Here is an 18,603-nt window from a genome sequence, read left to right on the forward strand (position 1 = left end):
CACATGACATCGAGGACCGTTTTAAGTTGGTATTTATTTGTCTGCTGGAAAGACCACGCCAAGTTGTGTTCGAACGTTCGTCATCACTTCAGCAAGACGAATCATGTCATTTGCTGAATGTACAATTGTCTCCGAAACCCTAGCTTCGATTGCACGGACAAATGCTTCGATTTCATATAACATCGGAGCGTTCTGCACTTCTGAAATAATCGCTGACGTGCCATCCCGTAACTCTAGACGGATTTCATCACATGTCGCAATATCGTCGATGACAATGCGTCCCTTCTCTCCGATGATCTCAGAAGGAGTCGATGTCGCATGGATTTTTGAGTGCATGATAATCACATCCAGATCGTCATAAGAGAGAATGACCGTTCCGCTCCCGTCTACTCCCGATTCCAGTTTGACACCACTCGCCTGAACGTCATTCGGTTGACCGAACAATTTTAAAGCGGGCCCTAGAAGATAGACACCGAGATCCATCAATGAACCGTTCGAAAAATCAGGGTTGAACGTGTTCGGGTTCTCCCCATTCTTATATAAGTCGTACCGTGAAGAATATTGTGATTTATTGAAGACAGCACGACGCACCGGAGCGATTCGTTCCATCGCCTGTTGAATCCGTCCAAGATTCGGCATGAACAGGTTTCGCAGCGCCTCAAGTAAGACGACTTGGTTCTCCTTCGCCACTTCAACCATACGAGTGACTTCCTGGACGTTCGAAGCGAGCGGCTTTTCACATAAGACGTGCTTGCCATGCTGCATGAACAAGATACTCTGTTCGGCGTGAAGTGAGTTCGGGCTCGCAATATAGATGGCATCGATGACATCACTTTGTGCCATCTCTTCAAGTGACGTGAACGTATGTACGATGGAATGAAGTTCAGCGTATTCTTTAGCGCGTGATTCTGTGCGCGAGTAGAGCGCTGTCACTTCTACGTCATCCAACTGATTGATTGTGTCGATGAACCAGTCTGTGATGAAGTTTGTTCCGATGATACCAAAACGGATCATGTGAATTCCTCATTTCCTTGTAGAGTTTTATCAAGCTTCTAACTAGTGTGAACCGGGGATACATGAGCAACCTTGGTCTGTTTTTTTAATCACGTTATAAAATATGAAACCTAGAAGAAGTATAAACGTAGTTAACACTATACATCAAATTGATTAGGAGAATTGCTATGAATAAAACAGATATATTGCTCGTTGGTACGACACATCTAAACATGCCAAACAATGGTGATTTATTTATGCCGGACATGGCAGATGTGTTGAGCGAAGATCGTCAGTTAGAAATTAAACAATTCGTGAATCAATTAGTAAAATTTAAACCCACTAAAGTATGTGTAGAAATGAATACTTCAAAGAAAGTATACATAAATGAGAAATTTCAACGTATCATTCAGCAGCCGGAATTAGCAACCGCTAACGAACGCGAACAAATTGCATATCGACTTGCACAACAATCTAATCTAGATTGCGTATATCCAATCGATTGGAATGAGGAAGAAGGATATAGCTTAGCAACCATAATTCAAGAACAGCAACATGCAATGGATCAAATATTATCATCTCAACAAGAAGTCATGAACCATATAGAAAAAACATTTAAGAATAGTACAATTTCTGACTATTATAAAGAAATCAATCACCCTACAGTTGCACTTACTATGCATCGTGCCTATTTAGAGATTGCATCTCTTGAAATGTCTGGTACTAGATGGGTATCACACTACTGGTATTTTCGTAATTTAATGATTTTTAAAGAATTGATGTCACTAAGGGAGTCAAATGAGCGCATTTTTGTGCTTTATGGTTTAGGACATATTCATCTCTTAAAACAATTTCTGAATGAGAGTGGATTATATTCTGTACATGATTTAAACAAATATTTATTGTAAATGAGGTATGTGAAATAATTTAACTAAAGTTTTTGAAGATTGACTTTGTGATTTAGTTCACTATTGCTCAATAAAAGAAGAGATTCTATGGATTTTTCATTTAATCTGCGTCTTATCTTTATTAACTTTCGACTATCTCGGCACGCTTTCTATCCTTAAATGGCCAGCGATACACCTGCTCTTCTTTCATGACAAGGGCAACACCGTCTTCAATTGTCAACGACGAGCAGTCAAGAAGATGACGTGGCATCGGATAGGAGTAAATCCGTCCGTTCGCATGGGCATGAACGAGACGACCGTCGATTGAAGAAATGACCCACACTCCCTTCTCTGACGCACACATCACGTCACAATCATGAAGGACCGGAGCCTTTCTAACCCCTTGATTATAGCGAAAACGTACGGACCCCTCTTTTGAGAAACAGACGAGTGCATGGGTGGAGATTCCTTTTCCAAAGATACCTTCGTCCCCGTACCCGACCCAGATTCCGGTATCATTCATCGCTACCGCTGCAATCACATTTCCTGCATGAAAGGAATGTTTGATATGGCCACGCGTATCCACCACCCACGCATTGATTGGTTCCCCTTCTAACGTAAACGCCCAGATGAACAAGTGATTCTCGTCGATGATTCGAATACCCGAAACGTGTTTATAATGATTGAAAGGTATGACGGAGTCGTTCCATTCGATGTAGAAACGATGATCGGATTGTACCAAATTAGCGGTTCCCATTAGCTCTTGAATATCAAAATCAACTAATTCTCTTTGTTGATTCATACATACTCATTCCCTTCCGTCTTCCAATCGCATGAACTGTAACGCCTCTTGAAACCGACGTGTATCTTCATCACTCACCACTACATCCACATATCTCGATTTCCAATAAGGAGAGAGGTCCACCTCTTCCACACCAATCCGCTTGAACCAATCCAACACCGTCTCATTCGATTGGTGTTTTAATGAAACCGGTAAATCCAGATTGAACTGGATGAGCGCATTCCGAATCGCGCTATCGGTCCATTGAATCTCTTTAGATTCCACAAATGCTTTTGCTTTGGCCGTTCGCACTCTTCGTTTTACGGCGTCACTCGAGAAATCAACAGTCGAGGCGACACGCTTTCTTTTCCGGATCATGCTGAGCATCAAAATCAGGAAGACAATCAAACCTCCTATAAGGAACCATAACCAGAATGAATTTCCCGACTCTGTTACCGTTCCACCTGTTCCGAACGTATAGTCTAAAAAGACATGATTCAAGATTTGAAAGTCCTCATCTTCTTTCAGACGAAACTTCCCTCCATAAGCACCACTGCTGGTTCCGTCCTCTCCAGACAAGAGAAGCACGATCCCACCTTTTGTCGGGTCATGAAACCATTCCCAAAACAGTCGGGCCAGATAGATGAATCCAGTCACCAACATCAAACTACCTAACATGACCATCAATAGTCGGATTGTAAATCGCATCGTAACCTCCGTCACACATTATGTACTATCGTATCATGCAAGATTATGGATTGTCAGAAAAATCCAAACGAAAGGACCGAAAGATTTCTCGGTCCAACACATTAAAGAATCGCTTCTGCGAGCAATCGGTCAAACTTGCGCACATCCACTTTTTTATTCAAATTGATTTTAATCGTTCCGGCGCGAGTGAACAGCTGGACTTCCGAATTCAAGTCGAACATGCGGCCCGCGTTTTCGGTCGAGTACATATTGATCGAATCGTACGGAAGGGAGTAGACTTCAATTTTCTTACCCGTCAACCCTTGTGCGTCACGGACAATCAGTCGTTTGTTCGTAAAGACAGCGACGTCACGCACTGTCTTATAAGCCGCGACCGCCCGCTCCCCATCGATAAATGACTCCGTGATATCACTCGGCACCTCACACTCCGAATAAAACGTCCAAGATAAATCTCCAATCGGGTTTCCCATGTTGATTCCTCCCTGAATAAATTAAATGTACTATCTCTTATATTCCACAATTCTCGTTTGATTAGACCTTGAATGGGAAGATACTGTATAGCATGTTGATTGTGGAGGAGGACGTCGTTATGATCGCGCAACAGGTGATCACATTACTACTGATTGGCTATTTTATTTATTTGATTGATTCCAAAAGAAATTACTTTCCTGTCCCGGTCATTTTGGTTTTAATCGGGATTGGTCTCTCGTATATCGCTTTTTTTGATTCGGTGTTCATCTCAAAAGATATGATTTTCGAGGTGTTCCTGCCAGCACTTCTCTTTACATCGGCTTACCAGTTCAAATATAAGGATTTGAAGGACAATATCGGGATCATCACCATATTGAGTACGGTCGGTCTTGTCTTGACTGCCATCTTGATGGGATATGGTACGTTTTGGATCAGCGAGTTGTTTACCCCGCTCACGTTGACCGCTTCCTTTTTATTAGCGTCCATCTTGATTCCGACCGATCCCGTTTCCGTGACGGCCATCTTGAAACGGAGTAAAGGTGAAAAACGGATTGCTGACGTCGTCGAAGGCGAATCGATGGTGAACGATGGAACGAGTGTCGTCATCTTCACGATCTTTCTCAGTATGTTCGCGACAGGAGAACGGTTCTCCACGCTCAACTTTTTGACCGAATTTTTGATGGTGTCCGCCGGAGGAATCGGCATCGGCTTCATTTTTGGATTTCTACTTAAGAAATTGATGATCGTCAGTTTTAAGAAGCATGAGCTCGTCATGTTGACCATCGTGACTGCATATGGTGCCTTCTATCTCGCCGATGCGCTAGAAGTGTCTGGGGTCCTCGCGACGGTGACGGCCGGCATGATGCTATCACATGAACTCGGAACGAAGGAAGATTGTGAAACGGTTCAACGTCATTTGGATGGCTTTTGGGACATTGTCATTCCGATGTTGCTTGCGCTCTTATTCTTATTGATTGGAATCGAAGCGACCAGCTATCTGTCTGTATCACTCTGGACGTTCGCCGTTCTTTTGTTCCTACTTTCAATCGTGACCCGATTCATCGTCGTCGGCGGCCTCGTCTATTCGGTCCCCGTCTGGCGTAAGGAATTTAAAGATGATTTAACGGCGACTTCTCTCCTTACTTGGTCCGGAATCAAAGGGACGATGTCGATTGCCCTCGTCCTCTGGCTAGAAGCAGAGAATATCGACGGGTCGAACGAGATGATTTCCCTCGCATTCGCCGTCATTCTACTCTCCCTTGTTTTGCAAAGCATCGGTGTCTATCCACTGACGACATATTTAACGAACAAGCATGACGATAGATAGAGTCCTTCCTTGAGAAGGGCTTTTTTACGAATTGAAAATTGACTTTGTCTACTTTTAGTGTAAAATTACACTTGTTATATATTAGGAGGTGTCTATTTTGGAAAACGTGACAACGCCATCCGCTGCCATTTCTACTGGAATTGTGACGGTTGTACTTGCTCTTGTTGCATCGTACCTTACTCCATCGTTCTTAAAAGTCGGAATCATCTGGGATCTCGTCGCTTTCTTAGTCATCGGCATTGCGACGTTCAGTTTTACATACCACTTCTATCAATCAAAACGACTCACATATTGGCAATACATTTGTTGCTACATCATTGTCTGCCTACTCTTATTCATCGTGTTTCTCGGTATCTCATGGTTACTGATTTTCATTAGCTCGGCGTCACTTTGAGTTCTACGAATAGGAAGGAAGAACCCATATGCAAAAATCCGAATTTCTCGGACAAGTTTCTCGAAAGATCAAGCTGATTCGAATCGAATCCCAGCATTCACAAGAAGAGATGGCCAATTTACTTGGTATATCTAAAAAAACGCTCATTCAAATCGAGAAGGAGCGGAATGAAGCGAGTTGGTCGACGGTTGTGACATTATGTGCACTATTCAATGAGAGTGAGGTTCTCATACATCTAATCGGTGACGACCCGGTCGAGTTCGTCAAGCTGATTGCAACCGAGAACACATACGAGCCGAAAGAAAAAACGCTCGGCGGACGTGTCTTTTGGCATGCGATTACAGAGGGTCCCCACTTCATTCTTCAACAGAACATCATCAGCGGACATTACCGCGTCATCGATCTCAATCATGTGAGATGGTATAGCACGTTTGATGCAGAAGATGCCGAACAAGTGCGGTTGAAGTTGGAACTTCATCGTGAGGTGTCAGATGACACGAAAGCATAAAGATTTGGTGATGGCTTTCAGTCTAATCGTCATAACAATCGTCTACTTTTGGCTGATCCCAAACATCGCGTTTGACTACATTTGGTTCGTTGGTACAATCATTTTACTCGTCCTCTCGTCTTTATCAATCACGCGCTTGATTCAATCATACGTTCCACTTTCTTTGATGAAATTCATCCTGATTAGCGTGATTTTTTTTCCTTGTACTCTGTTGTCTGTTGATCACCATGTTTTATGTCGTAGCGCTTTACCAGATGAATCACTTATAGCGAATTGGAGGTTTTCCTATGAGATTTTATGTCGGTTCAAGTTTTGCGAATATCGAAGACGTACGGTTCATCCGTGATCAGCTAACTGCGTTCGGTCACGCCCATACATACGATTGGACCCAAAACGAACGTGCCGCTTCAATCGATGCGTTACGTATGATTGGCGAAGAAGAAGTTACTGGAATTCAAACAGCAGACTTCGTCGTCATCCTCTTGCCTGGAGGAAAGGGTGCACATGTAGAGCTCGGAATTGCCATCGGGATGAATAAAGCTGTTTTCTTATACGATTTAGGCGATCAGATGATGAATATGGAGGAGACAAGTACGTTCTATCACGTCGATGCGGTACAACGCTTGGGGGGACCGTTCCACGACCTCCCCCACCAAATCTAAGGTCAATTGAAGGTCTCTAATCACGTTTGAGATGATGCCCTTTATTCTCACGGAATCGAGCCGGGGTGCAACCTACCCATTCCGCGAAATGCTTGTTCAGCTGAGCCGGACTGTTGAATCCGACTTCCTGGCTGATTGCGAGTAACGTAAGGTCCGAATAGCGAAGGAGCGACTTCGCATGAATCAGACGTTGTCTCGTGATGTATTGATACGGCGTCTGACCGATTCGCTCTCGAAAGCTCCGTATGAACTGATATTTGCTTTGATGGACGATTCGACTCAATTCTTCAATGCGAAGCTCCGTATGATAAGAATCATGAATGACACGCAAGACCGGTGCAAATATGTTTTCATCCACAATCGAATCGCTTAGATGATGTTGAATGAATGTCATGACATCAACTGTTGAATCAATCCCTAAAAACCATCGACTTGACCACTCCCCTAACAACTTTCTTGTCGACATGACCGCCACGGGAGGAGACGTTGGATTCAACTTGTTTTCAAACCCGTTCAAGCGGCTCGCTGCGAACCGAAAGCTCACGTAAGTCGTTTCAGTCGAATCAGCGAACAGTCGAAATGACTGATTCGGTTGAATCACAATCGATTCGCTGTCTTGAAGACGATATTCGAACGCATCCACCCCAATTCCGATTTTCCCTTCTAATACGAGCACCCAGACGATGTCTTCTAAGCTCTCTTCTCTCTCAGTCGTCCAATCCTCATTAGACGACATGTAGCGAATGGTGATGTCAGGCAGTGTAAATAATTGTTCCATATATCCCTCCAAATTATTGCACCAAAATCGAGCAACATACTGCACGATGATTCACTTCAAATCACGCATACTATTCATAACAGTCAAGTGGCCACTTCACTGACCTTATGAAAAGATGGTGATTTCACATGTTTCAATCGCTTCATCCCAACCTAAAAGTAAGACTTGGCTTGAACTTTTTTCAAAAGCTGACACAAACCGCTATATTTCCTTTTTTGACGATTTATTTTGTTCGACAGTTCGGTGCAACTGAAACCGGACCGCTCATCGTCATGACGATGATTGCCTCATTCATCACGAGCCTCTATGGTGGTCTTCTGTCCGATCGATATGGAAGAAAGCGAGTTCTCTTCATCGGAGAAATGTTACGATTTGTGTGTTATATCGGAATGGCAATCGCAAGTTCTCATGTTGTCGGCAGTGCCATTTTATTATTTATCTTCTTCTTTTTAAGTAATCTTCTGAGTAGTGCCATCACGCCAGCAAACGAAACCATCTTGATCGACGATAGCCGACCTGAGCAGCGGAAATATTTATATACGCTCAGTTACTGGCTCATGAACGGGTCCATCGTAATGGGTAGCCTAATCGGAGGCTTTTTCTTCGAAAAACACCTATTCTCACTGTTAGTATCGGCAGCCACCCTCTCATTCGGATGTGTCTTCTTCATTTACTTGAAACTCGAAGACCACTATCAACCTGTACGAACAAAATCACGGAAGACCACTCGTATGTGGACCGGATATGAGACGGTCATAAAGAACCGACTTTTTTTGAAATACCTTATCGCAGGTATTTTGACGTTGTCGTTAGAGTTGCAGCTTACGCATTATCTCGCGATTCAGTTCGCTGAGACGTTACAAGTTGTCCCGTTACTCCATTTCTCACTAGATGGGACGAAAATCCTCGGATTACTTCGAGCGGAAAATACGATTCTCGTGTTACTGCTCGGTCTTGTTTTGATGCGTTGGACCAAATCACTCTCTGAACGTGCCCTACTTTACACAGGTGTCACGTTGTTCAGTCTCGGATTCGCTATGTTGCCAATTTCCAATAGCTTTTCGATCTTAGTGCTCGGTACGGCTTGTTTCACGTTCGGAGAACTGCTATATGTCCCCATCCATCAAGCCATGCTTGCCCGAATCGTAGAAGACCACCTTCGCAGTCAATACTTGGCCGTGAACGGTCTCCGATACAGAGGTGCGCTTCTCATTGGTGCAATCAGCGTCTCGGCCTATGATGTCGTTTCACCCGGATGGATAGCCGTCACTTATATTTGCTTTGGTGTATTGGCAATCCTCTTCTATCGTTCCATTTTTAAACAACTGAATAAATTACCATCTACAATCGAAAAACAAGCCTCCTAAGAATATGAACAATCATCCTTGAATCAATCGATTTCATTCAGTTGCGTCATAAGCTGTTCGATCTCAGCTTTTAAGAACTCAGTCAACTCGACCAATTCTTCCTCAGATGGAAACAAGGATACGCCGGCCACATGATACGTTTCAGGGATCGAAGCAGTACCACCTAATGCTAATGCGTTTTTATATTTGTTCAGAGTGTCGTCTGGATGTTGCCTATACTGCATATACATGCGAAGTGCGGCAATCTGAGCAAGCGCATATTCTATGTAATAGAAAGGTGTTTCAAAAAGATGAATCACGCGCATCCATTGTTTTCCTTTTAAATCACTCACATCGTTCCAATCAATCAAATCAGTCTCATATTGATCGACTAAGCGTTCGAAGATTTCATTAAATGGATCCATGTTCTTTTCTGCATCATATAGATTATGTTGAAACTGATCCACGATGAAAACACTTGGTAAAAATTCGATCATCAATCGAAACTGTTCTAGTTTAGCTTGAATTAACGATCGTTCATCTGAAAAAAGTTTTGCCCAATGGTTCATCGAAAATAGCTCTAGTGACATGGCTACGAATTCGCCGACTTCAAACGAAATAATCTGCGCTTCGAAAAATAGGTGTTGCTGTGAGAAATCATGGTGGATGGCGTGACCCATTTCATGTAATAAAACAATGAAGTCATCAAATCCACCGAAACTGTTCATAAAAATGAAAGATGATTTTGAGTCGGGTAAAGATTCACAAAATCCACCTTCTGCTTTATTCGGTCGTGGGGATAGATCGAGATGGCCCTTCGCACGCATGTCAAAAAACAGTTTTCCAAAGTAAGGATCGAGTTCATTCAAGATTCGTTCCGTTCCAACGATTAAATCATCCGGCGAAACGGATAAATCGTGATGATCCGAAAAAGGAGATATCAATGAATCCCATGGCGAAAGTTTCGATTTCTTCAATTTCTTTGTTTGTAGCTGCTGGAACGAGCGGCGAAGTGGCTCAAAATGTTTACTCACTTGATTCGCAAACTGCAAACAATCCTCGGCGTCATAATCTAAACGTCCTAGCTTCATGAAGGCTAGTTCACGGTAACCATTATTATTTAATCGTCGCGCCTGCTGTTCCCGATTTTGAATAAGACTTTTCAAGCATTTAGTGATGTCATCTTCTTTTGAGACATACGCTTTGTACATATTCGTAAAAGCCTGTTTACGGATGGATTCGTCAGCATCGTATAGGTCTCCTTGAAGTCCCGCAATCGACTTAGAATCATCTGTCGGGTCAGTCAATTGACCGATTGTTTGCAAATATCTCTGTATGAGTTGATCCTCTTCAATCAATAATTCAACATTCTCTTCATGATAAAGATTCATCCGATTTCGCATGAGGCGAGTGACATGATGCTCATCCTCTATAGACTGTAAGGTAATTCGTGAAACATGTCTTTTCAGCTCATTGAGTGCAGGTTTTATAACGGTATGAACATGATGTTGTCTTTGATTGGCTTCTTCGCAATCGCTGTGTCGCTGAACGTCAATATAGCTCTTCGTGACGTATTCATCATATTTCCCAATCAATGCTGAATGTTTCGACATGAAGCCATCTAACTCATTGGAATCAATTTTATGAACAGTCGCAAGTACTTGGTTCGTCTCTTTTATTTCTTTAAAGTTGATCAACACTGCACCTCGATTCTTAGTTAACTTTCTATATTATGGTTATAACTGAAATTTTTGTTTCCAATATTTTCACAATATGCTATTCTTACAAAAATGATCTGACAAACGCGATGAAGAGAAGAGTACATCCATGAATCTTTCGTAGAGAGCCCCGTCCGGTGAAAAGGGGTAAAGAGGATGGATCGAAACAAGACTCCGAGCAGCGCTATGGAACTCATCTCGAGGGATATGGCGACGGGCACTCCCGTTATAGAGTTGAGGTATAGTCCGACTCGTTCGGCAGTACCGAACAAGGTTCGTACGGTGACGTGCGGACGAACAGGGGTGGCACCACGATGAGAATCTCGTCCCCAAGACTTCGTTCTTGGGGGTGGGATTTTTTTGCGTTGCGAAAGTGATTAAAAACACAAGGAGTGATTGACTTGAACTCGTTTCGAAAAACCTCTACGCTGCTGCTCGTCAGTGTCGGAATCTCAAATCTCGGTGCCTGGGTATACTTTATCGCGCTCAACCTGATCGTCCTCGAGATGACGGGGTCTCCATTCGCCGTCTCGATTCTCTATGTACTAGTCCCGCTCGCTTCAATCACAGCGAACCTATGGTCAGGTAGCCTGATTGATCGGGTCGATACGAGACGATTGATGATGTTGCTAGATGTCCTGCGCGCATGTCTCGTATTCAGCTTAGGCTGGATCGATTCTTTGTGGCTCATCTATGGAGTCGTCTTCATCCTGAATTTGATGAGTTCATTGTTCGAATCATCGAGCCTGGTCTACATGACGCAACTCGTACCTGCCTCGAACCGACAAAAGTTCAATGCGATGAAAAATTTTGTGCAGTCATCCGGTTTTATTTTAGGTCCGACGATTGCGGGACTACTCTTTCTAGTCGGGAGCCCGTCATTTGCGATTTTTGTGAACGCCTTCGCACTCATCGTCTCGGTAGGCATGCTGCTGCTCCTTCCGTCTCATCTTCGAACAGATGCGTCTGTTGAACCATTCTCTGTTCGAATGATTATGGAAGATTGGAAGGTCGTCATCCGATTCGCTTCGAATGCCAGATATGTGACGCTCATTTATGGATTATTCTGCGTCACGACGATCTTCATGTCTGGACTTGACTCGTTGGAAGCGTCATTCGCGACCCAAGTCCTACACTTGTCTGAGAGCCGATATGGGTTTCTCGTCAGTATCGCTGGAATTGGGATTATCGTTGGGTCACTCATCAATTCAAGATGGAGTCACCGTCTTTCTTTATCGTTTTGTATCGGATTCGGGGGCATCATGACACCAGTCGGCTATCTCCTATTCGCAGGTTCATCCTCGTTCACGATGGCTTCCATCGGATTTTTCATTCTGACGTTCGCGCTTGCCTTTGCCAATACCGGTTTTTTGTCATTCTATCAACACCATGTCCCGGTCGAAATCATGGGTCGGTTCTCGGGTGTCATCAGTGTGGCAGAGTCGCTACTCGTCATCGTTCTCACATTCGGGATCGGACTCCTTGCCGAATTGGTCGGGATTCGTCCGGTCTATCTCGCATTCTCAATTGTTTTCTTCTTAATCGGTTGTTTCACGTTGTACGTCATTCGTGACCGTTCGAAACGGGAGTATTTCACTCACGATTCAATTGAAGAAGCTTCTTAATTCATAGATCGGTCGTTTAAATGCGACTGGCTCGTTCGATTCGATGTATAGCCTCGATGATAATGTCTGGTCGTTGTAAGTGAATTTGGTGTCCTGCATTTTCCGCGATGATGAGTTCAGATTGATTCGATAAACTCAATTGTTGATGGATGAGTTCATGCCATGTTTCCTCTAGTAAGCGAATTTCTGACTCAGGCACCCCTCCATTTATCCCTTCCTGAATCATCGCTTCATGGTCTCTGCCGATGACAATTAACGGAATCGATGAAAATGTGCCCATTTGTTTGATGATCGCGGCATCGTCACGCCAGAACGATTCTTCTTCCAACATCGTTTTATACAATTGAGGAGATTGATAAAATCGTTTAAGACGTGCACGTGCATCTGATGATAAGCCTTGTTGCTCAAGTGAAAGTTCTGGCTGATGAACTTTCACTAGTTCTTCTTTTGAAAGGATTGCATAGGAATGGCACATCGTTCGCCAATCGTCATCTGAATATTGACCGTCCATCACCGGGGTTTCTATGTCGTCTAATATAGAAAAATCATGGGAAGTGGAATCGACGAGTACGACGCCTCCGACTCTATTCGGAAAAACTTTGGCCATGTGTTGCGCGCACAAACCACCGTAAGAATGACCGACTACTAGAATCGGTTGATGTAGCTGAAGGGTATTCAATAATTCAGTACATTCCAAAATGTGAGATGATATTCGACTCGAATAATCGTTCATCTCACTCTCACCATAACCGGGGCGATGATAAAGTAATACTTGATACGACTCACTTAATTGCTCGGAAAGAGAAACCCACTCTTCGAATGAACCTCCCATACCTGTCATGACCACGATCAGGCGTTCCCCAGAACCGAATAAACGATATTCAACATCATACTCATTGACTTCAATCATTCTATTCATTTAAGCCACCTTCGAATCAATTCGAGATCCTCTGGAAACGCATGGTCTAATCGTTCTAACTCTTGAAGCGACCACCAATTGACTTCCTCGATATCCGAATCAATCCTAGCGGTCTCGACCCGCTCTTCACACTTTGCCAAGAAATAATGTGTCTCGACTTGATAGTTTGACATGATAGCTTGTTTGATGTGTAGTCGTTGATTAACAGAAATGCGATAACCCGTTTCTTCTAACACTTCGCGCTGACAACACTGTTCCAGAGTTTCTCCGTCTTCTAGACCACCTGATGGCAAACTCCATCGTTGAACATCGCGGTTCTTTACGAGGAGAGTTTCCCCTTTTTCGTTAATGCACAAAGCAGCTGATCCAATCCATTGTTTCATCCATTCATACCTCTCTTATTTACAAGTTGACCAAGTAATTGATAATCGAATGAGTGCTCAATCGCATCAATCACACCGTGCACAATTTCGTCATGCGTCAACCAGCGAAAGTTATCACCATCCTGCTTCGCACCTAATTGAACTTGTCGGTATGTTTGATGTTCGCTTATGTTCAAAGCCTTCTTCTCATGTTCAGGATTCGTCTGACTCCCTAAAATATGTAGAACATCTGCGTGCAAAGAATGATTCAATATGAGTTGCATTGCCTTCCCGGAGTCCTTGTGCACCCACGCGATGACTTGTTTAAATGGTCCGTGTCGCTTGATTGATTCTTGAAGCCCTTTTGATAGGTCCTCTTCGTTACGATAATCGACAACTAGCGGATGACACGTTTCAGGGTTTTGTCGAACGACTTTTGCCATCTTTTCTTGATCTCGCCCGATGACAGTGACGAGATGTTCGCTCGCTAAACAGGATGTGACGCCTGCCAACATTCCGGTACCACCAACAATTAGAATATGCTTTTGAATCATGCCATCACCTCATTTCCATTATACACCAATAAACGAATCCGCTTTCGGTAATGAAGTGATTGGAAACATTCGCGTATTTTCAAAAATGTCCCGTTATTCATTTGAAGAATCACTTATAATGAATCAAGTGTTCGAATCGGTTTGAACCATCACTATTTCGGAAAATGGATAATAGTGTTACTATTACAATTTATTTCTTTTAAGGAGGAGGAGACGAGATGCGGCATTGGTCTGCCATGTCACTTCAACTGATTGCGCTCATCGTTGGCTCATTGATAGTAAGTACTCTATTATCTTCTCTTCTGATGATGAACAATCTACCGGTCTGGTGGATGATTTGTATCCCTGTCCTCTATCTTTCAACGCTACTCGTACACAGAGCCTCTGGAGTCCTGATCACGTTAGGGTTCGGTGCTTACTTTTTAATCATGATGTCCGGCTATACGATTCCCGTCCTCAAGCAATTCATTATTCTTCTGTTGTTAACAATGTTGACGAATCTAGCTTACTTGCTTCAAGTCATCCTGTTCCGCTCACAATTTGCCCTGAACGTCGCAGAAGCGAGAGTCAGTCAACTGATCGCTGTCGATCCTGAGACCGGGTTTGATAATCGCAATCGATTTTTCATGGACCTTGAAGCAGAGCGGGATCGATTGATTCGAAGTGGTGGAACGTTCGTCGTCACATTCATTTCGTTGCCGCTTTTAAACGATTTCGAAAAACGATACGGATTATCCGAATATGAATGGTTTTTAGATTATTTTAGTGACGAGTTACACGAAGCAACACGACGGACCGATAAAAAATATCGGGTTGCCACAGACACGTTCGCTATCCTCTTTCCTCAAACCTCACTCGAAAAGGCACAAATCGTTCATGAACGCATCAAACAACTGTTACATGGATACTCTCGTCTAGATGGCGAACCGCTTACCATTGATTGTTTAGACAAATCATTTGAAGTGACCTTAGAGAATTCCTTTATGAGTTTGGATGAGATACGGATATATTTAATTGAAGACGAAAAAAAATGAGTTCAGAAATGAACTCATTTTTTATTCATATGGATGTTCAGTTCATGATTCTCATCGATTTCAATGACATATTGTCGATTGATGGTCATTTGAATCGGGCTCTGTATCGACAGCTTCGGTGAAAACAGCCACACACGACCTTCTGGCACCAATAAAATGTATGCATCGCTATTCGGTGCGCCTAAAAAATTCAGATGACGTTCATCGATTGGGTTGCCGTCTCGGCGGTGGATCTCGATGTTCGCAAGTTCTTGTGCGACATGAAGCGGATTGATTGCAGTCAGGCTCATCTCGCCGATTCCAAGAAAGTCATCAGTAGAAAATACATCTGTATCACTTACTACATTAATTGAATGTCGCGCAATCAATTCGACGACATTCTCGTCCGCATCGTAAAAATAAAGTGACGAGGCATCAATCCCTTCGAAATAAATCTCATCCTCCCCATCTTCACTTAAAAGTGAGACACGTGATTTGATCCATTCTTTCGCTTCTTTGAATCGGTTGGCCGGAATGTTGATGGCGAAATGATATTGTCGCTCTTGATTGGTCGTCGCCTCTTGAAACACCAACGCATCTTCACCTAGATTGATTCGAAAACTCGTCGAGTCTTCTTCAATGACTGATAATCCAAGCCGCTCCGTATAGAAACGTTTCATTTCGTTGAGCCGATTTGTATAGAGTCTCGTTTCTGTGATTTTCATAACTAGCCTCCTTCAATACTGGTTGAATTAAATTTAATTTTCATACATATATGGTAAGTGAAATAAATATAATTCATCTCATAAGAATTAACAATCTCATTTGCAATTTTCCATTAAAATGAAAGCTCAAGAATCGAAACTTCCTTTGAAATCGTATCTAACACTCTCGTCCTCGTATCATTTTTCGATAGAAACACCTCTTCCCCATTTTCATCAAAGCAATATGCGATCGGTATGGATACACCGCAATTTCGATACGATCCATCCGCATGACTCGTGCCGATGATCATCGCTTTTCGCTCTACCGCAATCTTTCTTGCTTCTTCCGACCACTCCGTGAACTGTTCTTCACTAAACATTCCGACCCCGATTGGATTGAAGATGATTGATAGATGTTCATGTGTTTTTAATCCCTCACGGCCCATAAAAATCTCCCTGCAAAGTAAATATCCGTATTGTTCTGAACCATCCGTAGCACTCGATGGCATCAACAACAATTCATCCTCTGGTGTCTTCCGTCTCGTTAAAAGTGTCTCACCTTTATTGTTTACAATGAGGACCCGATCTTTATTCGATTCATCTCGATACCCTAAAACAATCGAGGTTTTGAACTGGATCGCCAACTCACTTACCCTATCTAATTGTGTATATGTACAATATCCCTCCGGATAGAGAATCAAGTCCACTGTCGGGTTCGACTCAATTTCTAGCTTCAGTTGCTCGAGATTTTGTTCCATCTTTGGTTGTCCAATCAAAATATTCATGAAATATAATCCGCTCCTTTGTTTGCATTCCCGTGCTCAGTTAGCCACTGATGAAGACGAGGCATTTGAGAAACCTCGCCTGTTAATTCATGTAAGGTCGATTTGACTTGCTCCATACCAATCAACTGATCATCGCTGTCTATATAGTCTATTCCGACTGAACGTTTCAAGTTGTACGCTAACCACTTCAATTTGCTCCAATGGCTGATTGATAAAACTGACTGCCAATCCGCTTGTAACTGTGGATGAATCTGTTTGTATCCATCTAAAAATGCGTTGAACCTCTTTTGGTTATCTTTCCCCTGCTCATGCCGGGACCAATAAATCATAGTCTCGACTAAGTCTTTCATCGGATGAATGGAACCCGCAGATTCCCAATCGATGATAGTCGGTCCTATCGAGTTCCATAAAACATTCTTGGAGTCTAAATCACGGTGACTGAAAACTAGTTCAGAAGAAAGACTGTTAGAAGCTCTTACGGCCGCTTCATTCAAATCAATCAGTATATCTTTTAAATCGACTAACATCTGTAGCCATTCCGCTTGTTTCTCTATCCCTAAAGCTATATAACCTTCCCAGTCCAGCCGATTTACTTCTTCCATAAACGTATCTTGACTGGATAATTGTTGAGAGAAGTTCATTTGATGAATTTTTCCTAAAATCACTCCGATTCCATAACTATGCTTCGCTGTGATCTCGTATTGTTTTAGGGATGTTCCTTCCACCCAATCGAATATGAGAAAATATTGTCCATCTACCTGTTGAATACTTTGGGCACTCACTCTCAAGGCCGGTAAAGCGGGAATCTGTCTCGAAGCAAGAGATGCAATTTCTTCAGAACGGATAAAATTTTGTAATGCATCACTCCGTTCCATGATGTATGGATTCAACCATTTTATCGCGAATTGCCCTTGATCTGTTTCGATTTTAAACATCTTGTGCATCAATCCACCTGTCACTTGTACGGGATTCTTCATTAGTTCTCCGAGTTGAGAAACCTGACATATGGTACGCAAATAATTGTTTTCACTATCATTCATTTCTAGACCACTTCTTCTCTGTTTGTTTATTTCTTATATCTCAATTACGTCGTAAAGATAAATTTGTGTCGAGCTTTCCCTTCTCTTCACTGGATGCTCACAATCACATTCCCAACTTTTTTCCCTCGGTCCACATATCGGTGTGCCTCGACAATCTCATCGAGTGGATAAACCGAATCAATGACGGGTTGCAATGCACCTGATTCGAACAGTTCATTCAAAAACATCAAATCCTCTTTTCGTTCACTCGCTGGCCCCTGCCCCGCAACAGAACGGAATGACCCGTTCTCCGCAACATGTTTTCGAGCCAATCGCTTTTCGATTTTTCCAGACGCATCAAACACCACATCATACGTACCCAATTCGCGGTCGTATCCTTCTTTCGAATAATCGATGACCACATCTGCCCCGAGTCGCTTCACGAGCTCCACGTTCCGCTCATGGCAAACTGCCGTGACATGTACGCCGAAATGTTTCGCAATCTGTACGGCAGTGGAGCCAACTGCACCTGCGCCACCATAAATCAAAACATTCTTCGCCCGTTCGATGTGTGCCTTCCGTAAAAAATGTAACGAGGTCGTCCCTCCGAACGGAAGTGCCGCCGCCTCAATAAAACTGGCATGCTCAGGCATCTTCACAACACATTTCGATTCGTTCACACAAGCGAATTCTGCATATCCGCCAAACCGCATTCCCGTGAGCGTATAGACGTTGTCTCCGACCTGAAAGTTTTTCACACTTTTGCCTGTTTCCACGACGATACCTGCCAACACGACACCAAGGATCGGTTGTCTTGGCGCCTTGAACCCCATCACCATTCGCATCGGTAGTTTTCCGAGTGCAGGAACGTCCAGTGCGCGAAGACGTCGATCTCCTGAATGAACGGCCGATGCATGTACTTGAATCAGTAACTCATTACTTTTCGGCTTCGGTCGGTCTACTTCTTTTATGACGAACACTTCTGGGCCTCCATATGCGGTACAAATCGCAGCTTTCACGTCGATTCACTCCTTGTCACTTCATTCTGT

21 protein-coding genes and 1 other annotated feature are annotated in these 18,603 nt (G+C 43.2%); of the genes, 8 read left to right on the forward strand and 13 right to left on the reverse strand.

What is annotated here, in order from left to right:
- Positions 1 to 33 precede the first annotated feature (33 nt).
- Positions 34 to 1,014 (reverse strand): Gfo/Idh/MocA family protein, encoded by a 981-nt coding sequence (locus tag KNO85_RS06720; protein ID WP_214788155.1) that lies wholly within the window; start codon positions 1,012 to 1,014, stop codon positions 34 to 36.
- A gap of 167 nt (positions 1,015 to 1,181) precedes the next feature.
- Between KNO85_RS06720 and KNO85_RS06725 the strand changes: the two genes are divergently transcribed.
- Positions 1,182 to 1,901, forward strand: coding sequence for a DUF5694 domain-containing protein (locus KNO85_RS06725; protein ID WP_214788158.1), 720 nt, complete (start codon positions 1,182 to 1,184; stop codon positions 1,899 to 1,901).
- A gap of 121 nt (positions 1,902 to 2,022) precedes the next feature.
- On the opposite strand, the gene KNO85_RS06730 is transcribed toward KNO85_RS06725, so the two are convergent.
- From KNO85_RS06730 to KNO85_RS06740, 3 genes are all read right to left on the reverse strand, one after another.
- The gene (locus KNO85_RS06730) at positions 2,023 to 2,682 is read right to left on the reverse strand and encodes a hypothetical protein (protein ID WP_214788161.1); all 660 of its coding nucleotides are present in this window, start codon (positions 2,680 to 2,682) and stop codon (positions 2,023 to 2,025) included.
- 6 nt (positions 2,683 to 2,688) lie between these two features.
- Entirely contained in the window at positions 2,689 to 3,369 is a 681-nt protein-coding gene (locus tag KNO85_RS06735; RefSeq protein WP_214788164.1) for a hypothetical protein, read from the reverse strand.
- 101 nt (positions 3,370 to 3,470) lie between these two features.
- A complete protein-coding gene (locus tag KNO85_RS06740) occupies positions 3,471 to 3,839 on the reverse strand; it encodes a PH domain-containing protein (RefSeq protein WP_031423744.1) in 369 nt (122 codons plus the stop codon).
- A gap of 119 nt (positions 3,840 to 3,958) precedes the next feature.
- On the opposite strand from KNO85_RS06740, the gene KNO85_RS06745 reads away from it, so the two are divergent.
- The 4 genes from KNO85_RS06745 to KNO85_RS06760 all read left to right on the forward strand — a co-directional run bounded on the left by KNO85_RS06745 (position 3,959) and on the right by KNO85_RS06760 (position 6,731).
- A complete protein-coding gene (locus KNO85_RS06745; protein ID WP_214788167.1) occupies positions 3,959 to 5,167 on the forward strand; it encodes a cation:proton antiporter in 1,209 nt (402 codons plus the stop codon).
- Positions 5,168 to 5,264: 97 nt separating this feature from the next.
- Entirely contained in the window at positions 5,265 to 5,561 is a 297-nt protein-coding gene (locus tag KNO85_RS06750) for a hypothetical protein (protein ID WP_214788170.1), read from the forward strand.
- 28 nt (positions 5,562 to 5,589) lie between these two features.
- Positions 5,590 to 6,069, forward strand: coding sequence for a helix-turn-helix transcriptional regulator (locus tag KNO85_RS06755; protein ID WP_214788172.1), 480 nt, complete (start codon positions 5,590 to 5,592; stop codon positions 6,067 to 6,069).
- A gap of 287 nt (positions 6,070 to 6,356) precedes the next feature.
- Positions 6,357 to 6,731, forward strand: coding sequence for a nucleoside 2-deoxyribosyltransferase (locus KNO85_RS06760; RefSeq protein ID WP_214788175.1), 375 nt, complete (start codon positions 6,357 to 6,359; stop codon positions 6,729 to 6,731).
- 16 nt (positions 6,732 to 6,747) lie between these two features.
- On the opposite strand, the gene KNO85_RS06765 is transcribed toward KNO85_RS06760, so the two are convergent.
- Positions 6,748 to 7,509 (reverse strand): helix-turn-helix domain-containing protein, encoded by a 762-nt coding sequence (locus KNO85_RS06765; protein WP_214788178.1) that lies wholly within the window; start codon positions 7,507 to 7,509, stop codon positions 6,748 to 6,750.
- A gap of 170 nt (positions 7,510 to 7,679) precedes the next feature.
- Between KNO85_RS06765 and KNO85_RS06770 the strand changes: the two genes are divergently transcribed.
- Positions 7,680 to 8,876, forward strand: coding sequence for an MFS transporter (locus tag KNO85_RS06770; protein WP_214788181.1), 1,197 nt, complete (start codon positions 7,680 to 7,682; stop codon positions 8,874 to 8,876).
- Positions 8,877 to 8,899: 23 nt separating this feature from the next.
- On the opposite strand, the gene KNO85_RS06775 is transcribed toward KNO85_RS06770, so the two are convergent.
- Positions 8,900 to 10,552: a M3 family metallopeptidase gene (locus KNO85_RS06775; RefSeq protein WP_214788184.1), complete on the reverse strand. Its 1,653-nt coding sequence runs from the start codon at positions 10,550 to 10,552 to the stop codon at positions 8,900 to 8,902.
- 101 nt (positions 10,553 to 10,653) lie between these two features.
- Positions 10,654 to 10,907 (forward strand) — a binding site (T-box leader).
- Between the two features lie 58 nt (positions 10,908 to 10,965).
- On the opposite strand from KNO85_RS06775, the gene KNO85_RS06780 reads away from it, so the two are divergent.
- A complete protein-coding gene (locus KNO85_RS06780; RefSeq protein ID WP_312846139.1) occupies positions 10,966 to 12,198 on the forward strand; it encodes an MFS transporter in 1,233 nt (410 codons plus the stop codon).
- Between the two features lie 16 nt (positions 12,199 to 12,214).
- On the opposite strand, the gene KNO85_RS06785 is transcribed toward KNO85_RS06780, so the two are convergent.
- The 3 genes from KNO85_RS06785 to KNO85_RS06795 are packed head-to-tail and all read right to left on the reverse strand — an operon-like array spanning position 12,215 to position 14,033.
- Positions 12,215 to 13,117, reverse strand: a complete 903-nt coding sequence (locus KNO85_RS06785) for an alpha/beta fold hydrolase (protein WP_214788188.1) — start codon at positions 13,115 to 13,117, stop codon at positions 12,215 to 12,217.
- Positions 13,114 to 13,500, reverse strand: coding sequence for an NUDIX hydrolase (locus KNO85_RS06790; RefSeq protein WP_214788190.1), 387 nt, complete (start codon positions 13,498 to 13,500; stop codon positions 13,114 to 13,116). The genes KNO85_RS06785 and KNO85_RS06790 overlap by 4 nt, the downstream gene beginning before the upstream one ends.
- Entirely contained in the window at positions 13,497 to 14,033 is a 537-nt protein-coding gene (locus KNO85_RS06795; RefSeq protein WP_214788192.1) for a Rossmann-fold NAD(P)-binding domain-containing protein, read from the reverse strand. Before KNO85_RS06795 ends, KNO85_RS06790 begins: the two co-directional genes overlap by 4 nt.
- Before the next feature lie 218 nt (positions 14,034 to 14,251).
- Between KNO85_RS06795 and KNO85_RS06800 the strand changes: the two genes are divergently transcribed.
- Positions 14,252 to 15,067: a GGDEF domain-containing protein gene (locus tag KNO85_RS06800; protein ID WP_214788194.1), complete on the forward strand. Its 816-nt coding sequence runs from the start codon at positions 14,252 to 14,254 to the stop codon at positions 15,065 to 15,067.
- A 14-nt stretch (positions 15,068 to 15,081) separates the two neighbouring features.
- On the opposite strand, the gene KNO85_RS06805 is transcribed toward KNO85_RS06800, so the two are convergent.
- The 4 genes from KNO85_RS06805 to KNO85_RS06820 all read right to left on the reverse strand — a co-directional run bounded on the left by KNO85_RS06805 (position 15,082) and on the right by KNO85_RS06820 (position 18,573).
- Positions 15,082 to 15,771, reverse strand: a complete 690-nt coding sequence (locus KNO85_RS06805) for a glyoxalase (protein WP_214788196.1) — start codon at positions 15,769 to 15,771, stop codon at positions 15,082 to 15,084.
- Positions 15,772 to 15,884: 113 nt separating this feature from the next.
- A complete protein-coding gene (locus KNO85_RS06810; RefSeq protein ID WP_214788199.1) occupies positions 15,885 to 16,535 on the reverse strand; it encodes a hypothetical protein in 651 nt (216 codons plus the stop codon).
- Positions 16,532 to 17,575 (reverse strand): phosphotransferase, encoded by a 1,044-nt coding sequence (locus tag KNO85_RS06815; RefSeq protein ID WP_214788202.1) that lies wholly within the window; start codon positions 17,573 to 17,575, stop codon positions 16,532 to 16,534. Before KNO85_RS06815 ends, KNO85_RS06810 begins: the two co-directional genes overlap by 4 nt.
- A gap of 86 nt (positions 17,576 to 17,661) precedes the next feature.
- On the reverse strand, positions 17,662 to 18,573 hold the full coding sequence (locus tag KNO85_RS06820; RefSeq protein WP_214788206.1) for an NAD(P)-dependent alcohol dehydrogenase: 912 nt from the start codon (positions 18,571 to 18,573) through the stop codon (positions 17,662 to 17,664).
- Positions 18,574 to 18,603: the final 30 nt, after the last annotated feature.

Source organism: Exiguobacterium sp. s124 (assembly GCF_018617485.1).
Classification (GTDB): Bacteria; Bacillota; Bacilli; order Exiguobacteriales; family Exiguobacteriaceae; genus Exiguobacterium; species Exiguobacterium aestuarii.

What these genes read in the sequence shown, in the direction of transcription:
- KNO85_RS06720 (WP_214788155.1), bottom strand. Translation starts at nt 1,014, where the DNA reads ATGATCCGTTTTGGTATCATCGGAACAAACTTCATCACAGACTGGTTC.
- KNO85_RS06725 (WP_214788158.1), top strand. Translation starts at nt 1,182, where the DNA reads ATGAATAAAACAGATATATTGCTCGTTGGTACGACACATCTAAACATG.
- KNO85_RS06730 (WP_214788161.1), bottom strand. Translation starts at nt 2,682, where the DNA reads ATGAATCAACAAAGAGAATTAGTTGATTTTGATATTCAAGAGCTAATG.
- KNO85_RS06735 (WP_214788164.1), bottom strand. Translation starts at nt 3,369, where the DNA reads ATGCGATTTACAATCCGACTATTGATGGTCATGTTAGGTAGTTTGATG.
- KNO85_RS06740 (WP_031423744.1), bottom strand. Translation starts at nt 3,839, where the DNA reads ATGGGAAACCCGATTGGAGATTTATCTTGGACGTTTTATTCGGAGTGT.
- KNO85_RS06745 (WP_214788167.1), top strand. Translation starts at nt 3,959, where the DNA reads ATGATCGCGCAACAGGTGATCACATTACTACTGATTGGCTATTTTATT.
- KNO85_RS06755 (WP_214788172.1), top strand. Translation starts at nt 5,590, where the DNA reads ATGCAAAAATCCGAATTTCTCGGACAAGTTTCTCGAAAGATCAAGCTG.
- KNO85_RS06760 (WP_214788175.1), top strand. Translation starts at nt 6,357, where the DNA reads ATGAGATTTTATGTCGGTTCAAGTTTTGCGAATATCGAAGACGTACGG.
- KNO85_RS06765 (WP_214788178.1), bottom strand. Translation starts at nt 7,509, where the DNA reads ATGGAACAATTATTTACACTGCCTGACATCACCATTCGCTACATGTCG.
- KNO85_RS06785 (WP_214788188.1), bottom strand. Translation starts at nt 13,117, where the DNA reads ATGAATAGAATGATTGAAGTCAATGAGTATGATGTTGAATATCGTTTA.
- KNO85_RS06790 (WP_214788190.1), bottom strand. Translation starts at nt 13,500, where the DNA reads ATGAAACAATGGATTGGATCAGCTGCTTTGTGCATTAACGAAAAAGGG.
- KNO85_RS06795 (WP_214788192.1), bottom strand. Translation starts at nt 14,033, where the DNA reads ATGATTCAAAAGCATATTCTAATTGTTGGTGGTACCGGAATGTTGGCA.
- KNO85_RS06800 (WP_214788194.1), top strand. Translation starts at nt 14,252, where the DNA reads ATGCGGCATTGGTCTGCCATGTCACTTCAACTGATTGCGCTCATCGTT.
- KNO85_RS06805 (WP_214788196.1), bottom strand. Translation starts at nt 15,771, where the DNA reads ATGAAAATCACAGAAACGAGACTCTATACAAATCGGCTCAACGAAATG.
- KNO85_RS06810 (WP_214788199.1), bottom strand. Translation starts at nt 16,535, where the DNA reads ATGAATATTTTGATTGGACAACCAAAGATGGAACAAAATCTCGAGCAA.
- KNO85_RS06815 (WP_214788202.1), bottom strand. Translation starts at nt 17,575, where the DNA reads ATGAATGATAGTGAAAACAATTATTTGCGTACCATATGTCAGGTTTCT.